Raw genomic sequence first — 13,247 nt, 5'->3', positions numbered from 1 at the left:
CCTCTCCGCAATCGCCCCCTGCCCGGAAAGGAGCAGCGATTCGGGCGAAAAGGCGCGGAAATCCGTGTCATTGGCCTGCAAGGATGACAGATCGCGGCGATGTAGGAAAGCGGCGGTTATGGATGGATATCCGTATATCCGCTTATCCGGATAACCGGATATACGGATATCCGTTGATCAGGTGCGGCGGGGCGGTTAGGCTGGTGTTGCAAGCCCTGCCCTGCTGGTTGGGGCATGGCCGCAAAAGAGGTTCACGCAGAGGCGCAGAGGAAGAAAAAAGGCGCGGAGGAGGAGCGCATGGCGGCGCAGCCGCCCTTCTTCCGCACCAATTCCCGAAAACCAGGCCTTCGGATGGCGACAGAGCCTGTGGCTCAGCAAGCCCTCTCTGCGCCTCCCTTCTTCCTCTGCGCCTCTGCGTGAACCATCCCAACGCCCGAGTACCCCACCACCCTACCCACCGACCCAAAGGAACCGCCCATGCCCGATCCCACTGCCCCGAAAGTCAAATGGACCATCGTGGTTGAACCCAGCACCGATATGGCCCTGCGCCGGGTGCTGGCCGCGCGCGGAACCCGCAAGGGGGACCTTTCGCGCTTTGTCGAAGATGCGGTGCGCCAGCGGATCGTGCAATTGTCCAGAGAGCCCGGTTAGGACCACGTTCCCGGACCGGTCCGGACCGCGAACTTTTCCTAAGCCCCCCCCAAGCCATTCTGGCTGGCACCCGCCGCTGCCGATCCCCATTGCAGCCCAATGAGCAACAATGCCCCCAAAGCCAGCACCATGACCGGCAAGGTCTGGCTGGTCGGCGCCGGTCCCGGCGATCCCGATCTGCTGACCCTGCGCGCCGCGCGGCTGGTGATGCAGGCCCGGCTGATCGTTCATGACGGTCTGGTCGATCCCGCAATCCTCGCCCTCGCCCGCGCCGATGCACGATTGATCTCGGTCGCCAAGCAGCGCTCGCGCCATACGATGCAGCAAGCCGAGATCAACGCGCTGCTGGTGCGTGAAGCGCTGGCCGGACGCGACGTGATCCGGCTCAAGGGCGGCGATCCCTTCATTTTCGGGCGCGGCGGCGAAGAGGCTGAAGCTTGCCGCGCTGCCGGAGTGCCGGTGGAAGTCGTCCCCGGCGTCAGCGCCGCGATTGGCGGAGCCGCTGCCGCACTGATGCCGCTGACCCACCGCCGCACTGCTTCGGTGGTCAGCTTTGTTGCCGGGCAGTGCAAGGGGCTGAGCGAACAGAACTGGGCTGGCCTGGCGGGGCAAGGCCGCACGCTGGTGATCTACATGGGCCTCGCCACTTCAGAAGCGATAACTGAAAAGCTGATCGCCGATGGCCTGTCCCCGGCCATGCCGGTGGCCGTGATCGAGAATGCCACCCGCCCGGCCATGCGCGTGCTGCGCGCGCCTTTGGCTGGCCTTGCCGATCTGGTCACCCGCCACAAGGTCAAAAGCCCGGCCCTGATCGTGATCGGTGAAGTGACCGCCGAACCCAATATCGATGAATTGCGCGCATTGGCGCTGGAGGTGACGCAGTGAAAATTCTGACCGGCAATGACCTGAAAAGCGGGGCCGTGACCTGGTGGACCGGCGTGGAATGGTCGCTCCATGTCGAAGACGCAGTGGACGTGGGCGATAATGCCGACACCGTGCTGGCCCGTGAACAGGCCGCGCGCCGGGTGACCGGGGCCTATGCGATCGACGCCGCCCGCGATGAGGCCGGGATCCGCCCCGCCCACATCAAGGAACGCATCCGCGCGCTCGGCCCGACCGTGCGCCCCGACCTGACTTTGAAGCCGGCCGATCCGAACGCCGGGCAATGGGTGATCTGATGTACAAGTATGACCAATATGACCAGGCCATGGTCGATGCCCGCGTGGCGGAATTCCGCGATCAGGTTCGCCGCCGTCTTGATGGCCACCTGGCCGAAGAAGCGTTCCGCCCGCTGCGGCTGATGAACGGGCTCTACCTGCAGCTCCACGCCTATATGCTGCGCGTCGCCATTCCCTATGGCACGCTCAGCAGCGCGCAGATGCGGATGCTGGGGCATATCGCGGACAAGTATGACCGCGGCTATGGCCATTTCACCACCCGCCAGAACATCCAGTACAACTGGATCAAGCTGGAAGAAGCCCCTGATATTCTTGCCGATCTGGCATCGGTGGAAATGCACGCGATCCAGACCAGCGGCAATTGCATCCGCAACACCACCAGCGATCAGTACGCCGGGGCTGCGGCAGACGAACTGGTCGATCCGCGCCCTTATGCCGAACTGATCCGGCAGTGGAGCACGTTCCACCCCGAATTCAGCTATCTGCCGCGCAAGTTCAAGATGGCGGTGATCGCCAGCGATACCGACCGCGCGGCGATGCGGCTGCATGACATCGGGATCCAGATCGTGCGCAATGCAGCCGGCGATCTGGGCGCGGCGTTCTATGTCGGCGGCGGCATGGGCCGTACCCCGATGATCGCGCCCTGCATCAACAGCTTCGTGCCGCTTGACCAGTTCATCACTTATGCCGAGGCCTGCCTGCGCGTTTACAACCGCCACGGCCGCCGCGACAACAAGTACAAGGCGCGGATCAAGATCCTGGTCCACGAACTGGGCAAGGACGAATATACCCGCCAGGTCGAAGCCGAATTCGCCCACTTGCTCAGCCAGAACATCGAACCGCCACTGGCCGAGCTGGAGCGGATCAAGGCGCAATTCGTCGATCCCCCGTTCGAAACCGGGCTGTCCGACGAACTCGACCGCAGCGATCCCGATTTTGCGCTGTGGGTGGATAACAACACCGTGGCGCACAAGGCGCCGGGCTATGCCGTGGCGGTGATCAGCCTCAAGCCGGTCGGCGCGATCCCCGGCGATGCCAGCGCCGATCAGATCCGCGTCATGGCCGATCTGGCCGAACGCTACAGCTTTGACGAACTGCGCGTGACCCACGCCCAGAACATCGTCCTGCCGCATGTCCGCAAGGCAGACCTGTATGCGCTGTGGCAAGTGCTCGACGCCAATGGCCTGGCAACTGCAAACCTTGACCAGATCGGCGATATCATCGCCTGCCCCGGCCTTGATTACTGCACTCTGGCCAATGCCCGCTCGATCCCGGTCGCGCAGCAGATCAGCCAGCGGATGGCCGCGAAAGAGCAGGAGATCGGTGAGCTCAAGCTCAAGATTTCCGGCTGCATCAACGCCTGCGGCCACCACCACGCCGGGCACATCGGCATCCTGGGGGTCGATCGCAAGGGCGTCGAAAACTACCAGCTGCTGCTGGGCGGCAGCGAAGGGGCGGATTGCTCGCTCGGCCAGATCACCGGCCCCGGTTTCGACGAAAACGGCATTGTCGATGCGGTAGAGCGCGTGACCGACCGCTACCTGGGCGAACGCCAGCCGGGCGAACGCTTCCTCGATACCTACCGCCGCATCGGCATGGCCCCGTTCAAGGAGGCGATCTATGGTTAAGCGCAATTCTCCCTCCCTCCTCTTCAGAGGAGGGGCAGTGAGACTTGGGTCTGCACAGCAGGCCCTAGTCGNCCCCAACCCCCTCCTCTGAAGAGGAGGGGGCTCGATGACCCAGGTCCAATTCCGCTTCCGCAGCGATGAACCCGTGGCCGATCCCGGCGTGACCGTGGATTCCTTCGCCGGTCAGACCAACGCCGCCGCCGTCCGCCTTGAACCGGGTGACGAAGCACGCGATCTGTTGCCGCATCTGGACCGGCTGCGGCTGGTCGAGGTCAACTTCCCCGTGTTCGGCGATGGGCGCGGCTATTCCTCTGCCCGGATCCTGCGCGAGGCAGGCTATACCGGCGAACTGCGCGCGGTGGGTGAAGTGCTGGTCGATCAGATCGCCTATATGCGCCGCTGCGGGTTCGATGCCTTCGCGCCCGAAGTCCCGCTCGACCCGGCCGATGCCGAAGCGGCCTTCAGCCGCTATGCCGAAGTCTATCAGCCCACCACTGATGGCCGCGCCGCCATCTGGGCAAAACGGCATGGGTGAAGCCGCGCGCCGCATCGACCGGATCGACACCGCCCCGCGCTTTACCGCGCAGGACGCCGAAGCGCTGAACGCGCGCTTCGCGGGTGTCGGCACGCAGGCGATGCTGGCGGACCTGCTGCGCGAAGGGCTGGCCGGGCAAATCGCCGCCGTCTCCAGCTTTGGCGCGGAAAGCGCGGTGCTGCTGCACCTGCTGGCCAGCATCGACCCGGCGGTGCCGGTGCTGTTCCTCGACACTGGCAAGCATTTCCCCGAAACGCTGGCCTACCGCGACGAATTGGCGCGGCAGCTGGGGCTGACCAATCTGATCAACCTCACCCCCGATCCGGTGCTGCTGGCGGGGCGCGACGAGAACGGCCTGCGCTGGTCCTATGATCCCGACGGTTGCTGCGAGATCCGCAAGGTTCAGCCGCTCGCCGCCGCCCTGGCGCACTACGACGCCAGCTTCACCGGCCGCAAAGGCTTTCAGAGCGCCACCCGCGCCGCCCTGCCCCGGTTCGAGATCGACCTGACCGACAGTCAGGGCCGGCTCAAGGTCAACCCCCTGGTGGACTGGAGCGCCGACCAGATCGACGCCTATTTCACCGCCACCGGCCTGCCCGCGCACCCGCTGGTCGCGCAGGGCTATCCCTCGATCGGCTGCATGCCCTGCACCACCCGCGTCGCACCGGGCGAAGACCCGCGCTCGGGCCGCTGGAAGGGCTGGGACAAGACCGAATGCGGCATCCACGTCGATGGCGCGGCCAGCGAACTGCCCCCGGGTTACGATCCGGCGTTCTGAGGCCAGTCGAGCAAGTCATCGACAAACAGGCTGACCAGCGCCGCCTGGCTGGTAACCCCGGCCTTGGCATAGACCTGGCTTAGCTGTGCCCGCACCGTACCCGCCGCCGCGCCGCGCAGCCGGGCGATTTCCGCGGCGTCGCAGCCTTTGAGCGCGAACAGCGCCACGTCGCTTTCGGCCGCAGTCAGCCCCCAGTCCCGGAACCGCTCGGCCACGTGAGCCCCCAGCGCGCCGCGCGCGATGCTGAGGCTCTGTTCGCGCCGCCGTGCTTCAGCCAGCAGCACCCGCATGTGCAAGGCCCCCAGCACCACCCCGGCCAGCAGGGCAAAGGCGATCAGCCCCTCGATCGCGATATGGGTAGTTACGCCCGCATCGGCCACATCATCCAGCGCATCGGCCACAAAGAACACCGCCGCTACCGCCTGCACCACCACGGTCACCGCGACCAGCAGGGCCTGCCGGTCGCGGCGGATCGCGGTGTCTTTCAGGCGTTTGGCCATGCTTGCTCCGGTCAGCCGCCGGGCAGGATTGACCGCACGATCTGCGGCCCGCTGCGCCGGGTTTCGAATATCACCCCTGCAAGGTGCAGGGCGATCAGGACATAGAGCAGGTTGACGGCAATTTCATGCACTTCCCCAAGTTCGCTCTCTTCTCCTTCGCCCTCGCCGCTTTCGCGCTCTTCGCCTGCCTCATCCTCCTCGCGTTCCTCCTGCACTTGCGCGCCGGTGGCCGCGGTTCGTTCGGCGTGCTCGCCGCGCTGGGCAAAGGGATCGGCCGGCGGCGGGCCGGACATGGCGATGCCGGTGCCGCAGACCACCAGCAAGGTCGCCCAAATCGCATAGACCATCAGCGCGCCGAGCGGGTTGTGCGAGCGGTGCTGCGTCACCTCGCCGCGCCCGATCTCGCCGATGTGGGCGGCCGCACGGGCCGGGCTGGGCGGAAAGGCACTGAAGCGCGCTTCGGCCGGACCGATCAGCCCCCAAAGCAGCCGCAACGCCAGCAAGGCGGCCAGACCATAGCCCAGCCAGATGTGCCAGCCCGAGCCTTCCTCGGTCAGGATCGCATTGCCGATCACCGCCGCGACTACGCCCCAATGGGTCAGCTTGACGATCGGGTCCCAGCGGCGCGGGGTGGTGAGTTCAGGGGTCGTATCCATGGTTCTGGCTCCGGTTGTGTCCGGGCCGCTTGCCCCGCCCGGCCAGCCCTGGCGAGGGACAGGCGCTTATATTGGCAGGCGTAAGCAGCTGCTTAGAGCCACTTGTTCTCCCGGTACCACTCTGCGGTCGCTTTCAGCCCCTCGCGGGTCGGCACGCGCGGTTCCCACAGGGCGGCGGGCGGGCGGGCATCCGCGCTCACCACCCAGTTCGGATGCGCCATGTAGTTCGCCCGGTCGATCGTCAGCTTGGCCTTGTGCCGCCGCAGCGCCATGTCGCCCCTGGCGGCGCGCATCAGGGACTGGCGGCTGAGGTGGATCACCCACGGCCGCCGCCCCATCGCCCAGCCGATCGCGCGGCCGACCTCGTAGTGGCTCCAGCCGCCGGGCCGCCCGTCATCGGGCTCGAACACCCGGTAGCTCACCCCTTCCTCGCCCGGCACCAGCGCCAGCAGCAGGCGCACCAGATCATCGACATGGATCAGCGAGCTGCGCCCTTCGCGCGGGGGGACCGGCATCAAGCCCCAGCGCGCCGCCTTGAACATGTCGAGCGTGTCGCGATCCCCCGGGCCATAGACCCACGGCGGGCGCACCACCGTCCAGTCAAGCGGGCTGGCCATGACCAGCCGCTCCGCCCGCGCCTTGCTGCCGCCATAGACCGACAGGTCCGGCTCACGCGCAGAGAGCGAGGAGACGCAGACGAAGCGCGGCACCCCGGCGGCGAGCGCGGCTTCGACCAGGTTGAGCGTCCCGGCCACATTGCCGCGCTCGAACGCTGCCGGATCGGGCGCGTTGACCACCCCGGCGACATGGATCACGGCCTCCGCGCCCTGCACCAGCCGGGCCAGCGCGGCCGTGTCGTCCAGGTCGCCCGCCACCCATTCCACCCCGGCGCGGGGCGGCTGGGGACGCCGGGCCAAGGCGCGCAGTTCCAGCCCCTCGGCCAGCGCGCGTTCCAGCAGGGCCTGGCCGACGAAGCCGGTCGCCCCGGTAATCGCGATTATCACAGCAGGACCATCTGGTCGCGGTGGACCACGGCAGAGCGCGGGGCATAGCCCAGCAGCGCGGCGTGTTCCGCCGATTGCGTGCCTTTCAGCCGCTGGCATTCGGCGGCATCGTATTCGCTGAGGCCATGGGCCAGCACGTGGCCTTCGGCATCGCGCACGGCCACGGCATCGCCGCGCTGGAACTCACCCTCAACCGCCGTGATCCCGGCGGCGAGCAGGCTCGATCCCCGGCCCAGCGCCCGCGCCGCTCCGGCGTCAACCACCAGCGCACCCTTCAGCCGCAGCCGCCCGCCCAGCCAGGCCTTGCGCGCGCCGGCCTTGCGGCGGGGCAGGAACAGCGTGCCGATCCCCTCTCCGCAGGCCCGCGCGATCGGGGCATCATGCAGCCCGCTGGCGATGGCGAGCGCGATCCCCGCCAGTTCGGCGATCTCGGCCGCCTGCAGCTTGCTGGTCATGCCCCCCGATCCCATGCCCGAGCTTGACCCGCCAGTGGCCATCGCATGGACCTCTGCCGTCACCCCGCGCACTTCGCTCAGCAGCTTGGCACCCGCTTCCGCCGGGTTGCGATCGAACAGCCCGTCCACGTCCGACAGCAGCAGCACCGCATCGGCCCGCGCCGCCTGCGCGACCCGCGCGGCCAGCCGGTCATTGTCGCCAAAGCGGATCTCCTGCGTGGCGACCGAATCGTTCTCATTGATCACCGGCACCGCGCCCGCATCGAGCAGCCGGGTCAGAGTGGCCGTGGCGTTAAGGTAGCGGCGGCGATCCTCCAGATCTTCCAGCGTCAGCAGCAGCTGCGCCGCGGTCAGCCCATGGAGCCCAAGCAAGTCAGCCCACAAGCCGGACAGCGCAATCTGCCCCACCGCCGCTGCCGCCTGCGCATCGGCCAGACTGCCACGCCCGCCCTTGTCCAGCCCCAGCTTCGCCGCCCCCAGCGCAATCGCGCCGGATGACACCACAATCACCTGCTGCCCCCGCCCCCGCGCCGCCGCGATCTCTGCCACCAAAGCCTCGATCCACTGCCGCCGCAGCCCCTGCTTGCCGACCAGCAAGGACGAGCCGACCTTGACCACCAATCGGGGGCAAGCGGCGGCATCAGCCAGATCGGACAGGCGGGCAATCGTCATGCGCTGGCGCTTACCGCTTTGGTCACGCGATGCAACCGTGGCGGGTGGTTGACACGGAACCGGGGTGGGAATTGTGTGACTTTTCGCGGGGATTCCAGGGGTAATAGGCTGGCAAACAATCGTTTTTCAGGCCCGATGCTGCGCCGTGCGGTCCAGGATGTGTGACTTTCCATTTTCGCCAATCCCACCGCCTTGGTCTTGCTTGATTCGCTTGTGACAGGATCGGGCGATGTAGGAAAGTTTTGGGGTTGATGGTGGGAAAGCGGGCCTTGGTTCGGTCTAAGTCCCGTGCGCCATGAGGACTAGCAGCGTTGAAATGAACGACCAGAAAATAAGGATTCCACACCAAGCAGCGAAGCGTAGTATACTCCACTGACGTTTTTCCCTGACCCTTACTTTAAATGTTAACGCTACTCCCAGGGGGATACCCAAAGACCAGATCAGGTTCGACTGGGTTGGAGGGTCTGGCATTTGGATGGTCACCAAAACGCAGACGGCAACTAGAACTGTGACAAGCGCCATCTGCATCGGTTTGCGCATCGCAATCATCTCATGAACTTAAGACTTCCTTCCGGCATCCGCAATGTTGTCGCTCCAGAGCTATCAGAAAAGCCAGAACGGCACAAATTCCGGCCGTGAATCCCGCCGCCCAACCTCTCTCCGTCACCCCGGGCTTGACCCGGGGTTTGGCTTTTCTACGGGCCGACTCAGACTGTGGGCTCCTTCAAATGCTGCGCTGAAATCCGGCATCGCAAGGCAGCCCAGCCCCGTGTCAAGCACGGGGCGACGATGTGTGCGTGGTGACATTGGACAGGATCGGGCGATGTAGGAAAGTTTTGGGGTGACTGCGCACACTGGTTGTGCGTGGTGTGGATTAATTTAACCTGGTGGGAATGACGATTGCTCTGACAGCCTGGTCAGCCATCGGTTTGCTGGCCAACATTCAGCTTGTTCCAAGAAGTTTACTATGCTTCTGAATGCGCATGGTATTGAACACTAGACGGCATGGATGTGCTCTGACACTTGCTTTTCTGTTCGCGGTATATTGCCTTATTGCTGGACCAATCGATTGGGGGGTGCGTTACTGGAGTTGGTCGCGACTTACTAAGGAAAAGCTCGTCAATTCCGCGAACTGGTACATAGCGAACCGTGCGCCGGGCAATAAAGCATGCCTCTATGCGGTAGAATGCAAGGGTGATCGCGCTTCGCTAAAGCTTATCAAGTCAATCAACCAATGGGATATTGAGGCATCGAAACAGACTGCATGGGATCGTAAATTCAAGGATGTCTGCCACGGTCTAACAGCAAACTTCGCGTTGGAACTGGCAACGGACAATCCACAAAACGAACGGGTCCCAGAGGGATATCGGCGGGCCGTTTGGTCCTTTTACGTGGACCGGTTTGTGCCACGCAGGACAAGATTTGGTTCTGCGGCATTTAGTGAACTTGAAACTGAACCCTGCTTAACCGCCTTCTCTATTACAAAGTAAGTAAGGTCGAAAAGTTGCTTCATCTGGTTAGATAGGTTTCGCCTAAAAGGACCCGGTTCACCTTAGAATCGTGATCCTTCGACCTTATTACAGTCACATCCCGTCACCCCGGGCTTGACCCGGGGTCTGGCTTTTCTTCGGGCCAGAGCAGACTGTGGGCTCCTTCAAATGCTGCGCTGAAATCCGGCATCGCAAGGCAGCCCAGCCCCGTGTCAAGCACAGGACGACGATGGGTATGTGGCGGCATTGGACAGGATCGGTTGGACGGCTACACCGCACATAAAAGCCCTCTCTCCTTCAGGGGAGAGGGCCCAGAGAGGGGGCGTGCGCGCCCTCTCAACTTAGAGGCGAGATACGCAAAGTTGAGAGCGATGCGAACCAGCCGAAGTTGAAAGGGCGGCTTGCGCAGTCACTCTCTCCCCAACCGCTTCCCAGACCCGAAGCACCATCCACAGGTTCCGAAACACTGATCACGACGGCCACTAAGCCGCCAGCAAGAACCCGCAAACCGCCAGACAGACCAGCAGCATCCAGATCGAGGCACCGATCGTCAGTATCGATACCGTCAGTTCTGCCGACGGCGTGCCGTTGAAGCCGTGTCCTGCAATTGGCAAGGCCCGGCTTGCCCCGGTCACAGCGGCCAGCACCAGTCCTGCAACCAGCAGATAGGTCGACAGGGCCAGCGACCATGCCAGCGGCGTAGAGGCCCAGGGCGCGATGCCCAAGCGGTCCCAGTACAGATCGAACACCATCAGGGCCAATCCGCCCTGAACGGCGGTCAGGTGTGCGGACAATCCCATGCGCGGATTGCGCAAGCTGGGAATGGCTGCGCCCACGGCAAGCCCGGCGGTAAACAGAATGACCCCGGCCTTGCCGAGCACCAATGCGGGGACAGACATCTTGCCTCCTCTTTCACCAGATAATAAAACCGACTGGTAGTCAGAAATAACCGACTGTTGGTCGGTTTGTCAATCCGGAGCCTTGAAACGGTGAAGCAGCAAGAGCGGCGTTTGCGGACAAGAGACGCAATTCTGCGAGAAGCGGAACTGTTGTTCGGCAGCGAAGGCTTTGACGCCACCACGGTAGACATGATTGCATTGCGCGCAGGCGTGGCCAAAGGGGCGGTCTATCACCACTTCGCCGGCAAGCGCGAAATCTTCGAAGCGGTGTTTGAAAACGCCGCAGCAGATCTGGCCGGTTCCCTTGCCGGGCAAGCTGCGCATCCGGCCCCGATTATCGACGCCCTTGTCGCTTCCACCCGCGCGTTCTTTGTGGCTTGCAGCAACCCGGCCGTGATGCAGATCATCCTCAAGGATGCGCCAACCGTGCTGGGCTATGAACGCTGGAAACAGCTTGATGGCAAATACTTCGCGGGAATGGTCACAGCCGGGCTCGCCGCCGCGATGGAACAGGGCGCCATCGCACCCCAACCGCTCGAACCGCTATCGCACCTTATGCTGGCAGCCATGCAATCGGCCGCAATTGATTGCGCATCGAGCGAGGATTTCAGCACGGCCGCCGAAGCATACCTGACCTCGCTGGAAGCGCTGCTGCGGGGATTGGCAAAGCGATAGCGCCAGTTGCGCGAATGGGGATGGTCCACCCCAAAACTTTCCTGCATCGCCCCGGGGCCTGCGTATCTCTCCCCTGGAGGGGAGAGAGATGCTGCCGCGCCGCAACGCCTAAATCGGCGACCAGGTGGTTTCGTCACCCTCTTCGCGCTCACCAGCAGGCCGCTCGGTCACTGTCGCGGCGGGCAGGTATTCCAGCACGGCGTTGAGCAGGGCGGTGATGCCTTTGCCCGTCGCGCCGGAAATCGGGAAAACCTTGGCCACGCCCGCGGCGCGCAGTTCCTTGCTGAAGGCGCGGACCAGTTCGGTGTCGATCAGGTCGATCTTGTTGAGCACCACCAGCCGCGGCTTGTCGTCCAGCCCGGCGCCATAGGCGGCCAGTTCTTCTTCAACCACGTCCAGCGCCTCGACCGGATCAACCCCATTGGCGTCGATCAGGTGGATCAGCACGCGGCAGCGTTCGATGTGGCCCAGGAAGCGGTCCCCCACCCCCGCGCCGTCAGCCGCGCCGGCGATCAGGCCGGGAATGTCGGCCAGCACGAATTCGCGGTGCTTGTGGCGCACCACCCCCAGCTGCGGGCGCAGCGTGGTGAAGGCATAGTCACCGACCTTGGCCTTGGTATTGGTGATCTGGTTGATGAACGTGCTCTTGCCGGCATTGGGCAGCCCGACCAGGCCGACATCGGCCAGCAGTTTCAGCCGCAGCCAGACGTACATTTCCTCAAACGGCATGCCCGGCTGGTGCTGGCGCGGGGCGCGGTTGGTGCTGGTCTTGTAACTGGCGTTGCCGCGCCCCCCCAGCCCGCCTTCTAGCAGGACCACGCGTTGCCCGGCCTCGGTCAGGTCAATCAGCACCGTTTCGCGGTCATCATCAAGCACCTGGGTGCCGACCGGAACCTTGATCACGATGTCGTTGCCGGCCGCGCCGTTGCGGTTCTTGCCCATGCCCTGCACGCCGCGCTGGGCCTTGAAGTGCTGGGTATAGCGGAAATCGATCAGGGTGTTGAGCCCGGCCACGGCTTCAAACACCACGTCCCCCCCGCGCCCGCCGTTGCCGCCATCGGGGCCGCCGTATTCGACGTATTTCTCACGCCGGAACGACACCGCACCGGGGCCCCCGGCGCCCGAACGGATGTAGATTTTGGCCTGATCGAGAAAATGCATGGGTTGGCTTCTAACGGATTATGCGACATCTGTCGCGCGTGGTGTCTCGACTGCGCTCGACACGAGCGGAGTTGGGGAAGAGCCAGTGTGCTGAGAATTGCCTCAGCTTGAGCCGAGAATGGCTGCTTTCGAGAACCGGCGCGCAGCGACCATTAAGGTCGTGAGCACCGGAAGCGCAGAAAGTGGCCGTTCGCAGGCCAAGATGGGGCAATTATCAGTACACTGGTGGAGCCGAGGGGGATCGAACCCCTGACCTCGTCATTGCGAACGACGCGCTCTCCCATCTGAGCTACGGCCCCGTTCCAGTGCTTGCCCGCTTGGCCCAGGGCCGCACGAGAGCGGCCCCCTTAGCGAATGGGCTGCACGAGTGAAAGAGCAAATTTGGCCGCGCCTATTGCGTGGTCTGGGTGCCATAGCGCGCCATCCAGGCGTCATGATCAGCCCGCCACTGGGCATAACGGCGGAAGAAATCGTCATAGACAATCTCGATACTCGGCAGGCTGCGCGCGGCAAAAGCATCAAGTTCGCCGACCTTGATCAGCTTTTCATCGCGGCTCATCGCCAGAGTTGCCTTGCAGAAATCATTCACGGCCGGCGGCAGGGCAAAGTGGTTGTACACGTTGGTCATGTACTTTTCGCGCTGCGCCACAGACCCTGCGGCATAGCGGGCCTTCCATTCGGCATCGACCTTGCGGTTCGCGGCGGTCAGCGCCTTGGCGTGGCGTTTCAGGAACAGCTTGTAATTGGCCGTAATCTCATCCCGCGCGGGGTTGGGACAGCTGAGCGCGGCGACGTTATAGGCCGAACGCAGGTTCCAGGTGGTCTGCGCCGGGCTGATCCCGCGGTTGACGCTCTGATACAGGCCATCGGCAGCCAGCGCCGGGACCGGCAGATCGCGCGAGGCGTTGTTGGGCGGATAGGGCTTGGGCGGGATCACCACCACCGGCTTGGACGGCGGCGGGGGC

At 64.3% G+C, this 13,247-nt stretch carries 13 protein-coding genes, 1 tRNA gene and 1 pseudogene; 7 read left to right on the top strand and 8 right to left on the bottom strand.

Annotated elements, in window-relative coordinates; genetic code table 11:
- Window positions 1–477 precede the first annotated feature (477 nt).
- From MNBBLIKP_RS02415 to MNBBLIKP_RS02390, 6 genes are all read left to right on the top strand, one after another.
- The gene (locus MNBBLIKP_RS02415) at window positions 478–651 is read left to right on the top strand and encodes a ribbon-helix-helix domain-containing protein (protein WP_088307101.1); all 174 of its coding nucleotides are present in this window, start codon (window positions 478–480) and stop codon (window positions 649–651) included.
- A gap of 99 nt (window positions 652–750) precedes the next feature.
- Window positions 751–1,536: a uroporphyrinogen-III C-methyltransferase gene (cobA, locus tag MNBBLIKP_RS02410; protein ID WP_088307099.1), complete on the top strand. Its 786-nt coding sequence runs from the start codon at window positions 751–753 to the stop codon at window positions 1,534–1,536.
- Window positions 1,533–1,829 carry a DUF2849 domain-containing protein gene (locus MNBBLIKP_RS02405; RefSeq protein ID WP_088307098.1) on the top strand — a complete coding sequence of 99 codons (297 nt, stop codon included), beginning with the start codon at window positions 1,533–1,535 and terminating at the stop codon, window positions 1,827–1,829. Before cobA ends, MNBBLIKP_RS02405 begins: the two co-directional genes overlap by 4 nt.
- Window positions 1,829–3,457 (top strand): nitrite/sulfite reductase, encoded by a 1,629-nt coding sequence (locus tag MNBBLIKP_RS02400; RefSeq protein ID WP_088307096.1) that lies wholly within the window; start codon window positions 1,829–1,831, stop codon window positions 3,455–3,457. Before MNBBLIKP_RS02405 ends, MNBBLIKP_RS02400 begins: the two co-directional genes overlap by 1 nt.
- A gap of 106 nt (window positions 3,458–3,563) precedes the next feature.
- Window positions 3,564–3,992 (top strand): DUF934 domain-containing protein, encoded by a 429-nt coding sequence (locus MNBBLIKP_RS02395; protein ID WP_088307094.1) that lies wholly within the window; start codon window positions 3,564–3,566, stop codon window positions 3,990–3,992.
- Entirely contained in the window at window positions 3,985–4,770 is a 786-nt protein-coding gene (locus MNBBLIKP_RS02390) for a phosphoadenylyl-sulfate reductase (protein ID WP_088307092.1), read from the top strand. Before MNBBLIKP_RS02395 ends, MNBBLIKP_RS02390 begins: the two co-directional genes overlap by 8 nt.
- Here the strand turns inward: MNBBLIKP_RS02390 and MNBBLIKP_RS02385 are convergent.
- The 5 genes from MNBBLIKP_RS02385 to MNBBLIKP_RS02360 form a co-directional block, all read right to left on the bottom strand.
- Complete coding sequence (locus tag MNBBLIKP_RS02385; RefSeq protein ID WP_088307090.1) at window positions 4,752–5,270, bottom strand: helix-turn-helix transcriptional regulator; 519 nt, start codon at window positions 5,268–5,270, stop codon at window positions 4,752–4,754. The two genes, MNBBLIKP_RS02390 and MNBBLIKP_RS02385, sit on opposite strands and share 19 nt — an antisense overlap.
- Window positions 5,271–5,281: 11 nt before the next feature.
- The gene (locus MNBBLIKP_RS02380) at window positions 5,282–5,926 is read right to left on the bottom strand and encodes a cytochrome b/b6 domain-containing protein (protein WP_088307088.1); all 645 of its coding nucleotides are present in this window, start codon (window positions 5,924–5,926) and stop codon (window positions 5,282–5,284) included.
- Window positions 5,927–6,018: 92 nt separating this feature from the next.
- Window positions 6,019–6,930, bottom strand: coding sequence for an NAD-dependent epimerase/dehydratase family protein (locus MNBBLIKP_RS02375; RefSeq protein ID WP_254912889.1), 912 nt, complete (start codon window positions 6,928–6,930; stop codon window positions 6,019–6,021).
- Window positions 6,927–8,057 (bottom strand): glutamate 5-kinase, encoded by a 1,131-nt coding sequence (gene proB / locus MNBBLIKP_RS02370; protein WP_088307086.1) that lies wholly within the window; start codon window positions 8,055–8,057, stop codon window positions 6,927–6,929. Before proB ends, MNBBLIKP_RS02375 begins: the two co-directional genes overlap by 4 nt.
- 1,972 nt (window positions 8,058–10,029) lie before the next feature.
- Window positions 10,030–10,446: a hydrogenase gene (locus MNBBLIKP_RS02360; RefSeq protein ID WP_088307082.1), complete on the bottom strand. Its 417-nt coding sequence runs from the start codon at window positions 10,444–10,446 to the stop codon at window positions 10,030–10,032.
- Window positions 10,447–10,536: 90 nt separating this feature from the next.
- On the opposite strand from MNBBLIKP_RS02360, the gene MNBBLIKP_RS02355 reads away from it, so the two are divergent.
- On the top strand, window positions 10,537–11,121 hold the full coding sequence (locus tag MNBBLIKP_RS02355; protein ID WP_254912888.1) for a TetR/AcrR family transcriptional regulator: 585 nt from the start codon (window positions 10,537–10,539) through the stop codon (window positions 11,119–11,121).
- Window positions 11,122–11,229: 108 nt separating this feature from the next.
- Here MNBBLIKP_RS02355 and obgE read toward each other — a convergent pair whose 3' ends face one another.
- The 3 genes and pseudogenes from obgE to MNBBLIKP_RS17920 form a co-directional block, all read right to left on the bottom strand.
- Entirely contained in the window at window positions 11,230–12,282 is a 1,053-nt protein-coding gene (gene obgE, locus MNBBLIKP_RS02350; protein WP_088307078.1) for a GTPase ObgE, read from the bottom strand.
- A 223-nt stretch (window positions 12,283–12,505) separates the two neighbouring features.
- A tRNA-Ala gene (locus MNBBLIKP_RS02345) sits at window positions 12,506–12,581 on the bottom strand.
- Window positions 12,582–12,673: 92 nt separating this feature from the next.
- Window positions 12,674–13,247 (bottom strand): annotated as a pseudogene (locus MNBBLIKP_RS17920) (hypothetical protein); the annotation flags it as partial.

Source organism: Novosphingobium sp. B 225 (assembly GCF_002198665.1).
In the GTDB taxonomy this organism is placed as follows: Bacteria; Pseudomonadota; Alphaproteobacteria; order Sphingomonadales; family Sphingomonadaceae; genus Novosphingobium.
The sequence above is the reverse complement of the archived record's forward strand: the minus strand, read 5'-3'. Positions and strand labels throughout refer to the sequence as shown.

Coding starts and splice junctions, on each gene's coding strand:
- MNBBLIKP_RS02415 (WP_088307101.1), top strand. CDS start 478: ATGCCCGATCCCACTGCCCCGAAAGTCAAATGGACCATCGTGGTTGAA.
- cobA (WP_088307099.1), top strand. CDS start 751: ATGAGCAACAATGCCCCCAAAGCCAGCACCATGACCGGCAAGGTCTGG.
- MNBBLIKP_RS02400 (WP_088307096.1), top strand. CDS start 1,829: ATGTACAAGTATGACCAATATGACCAGGCCATGGTCGATGCCCGCGTG.
- MNBBLIKP_RS02395 (WP_088307094.1), top strand. CDS start 3,564: ATGACCCAGGTCCAATTCCGCTTCCGCAGCGATGAACCCGTGGCCGAT.
- MNBBLIKP_RS02390 (WP_088307092.1), top strand. CDS start 3,985: ATGGGTGAAGCCGCGCGCCGCATCGACCGGATCGACACCGCCCCGCGC.
- MNBBLIKP_RS02385 (WP_088307090.1), bottom strand. CDS start 5,270: ATGGCCAAACGCCTGAAAGACACCGCGATCCGCCGCGACCGGCAGGCC.
- MNBBLIKP_RS02380 (WP_088307088.1), bottom strand. CDS start 5,926: ATGGATACGACCCCTGAACTCACCACCCCGCGCCGCTGGGACCCGATC.
- proB (WP_088307086.1), bottom strand. CDS start 8,057: ATGACGATTGCCCGCCTGTCCGATCTGGCTGATGCCGCCGCTTGCCCC.
- MNBBLIKP_RS02360 (WP_088307082.1), bottom strand. CDS start 10,446: ATGTCTGTCCCCGCATTGGTGCTCGGCAAGGCCGGGGTCATTCTGTTT.
- obgE (WP_088307078.1), bottom strand. CDS start 12,282: ATGCATTTTCTCGATCAGGCCAAAATCTACATCCGTTCGGGCGCCGGG.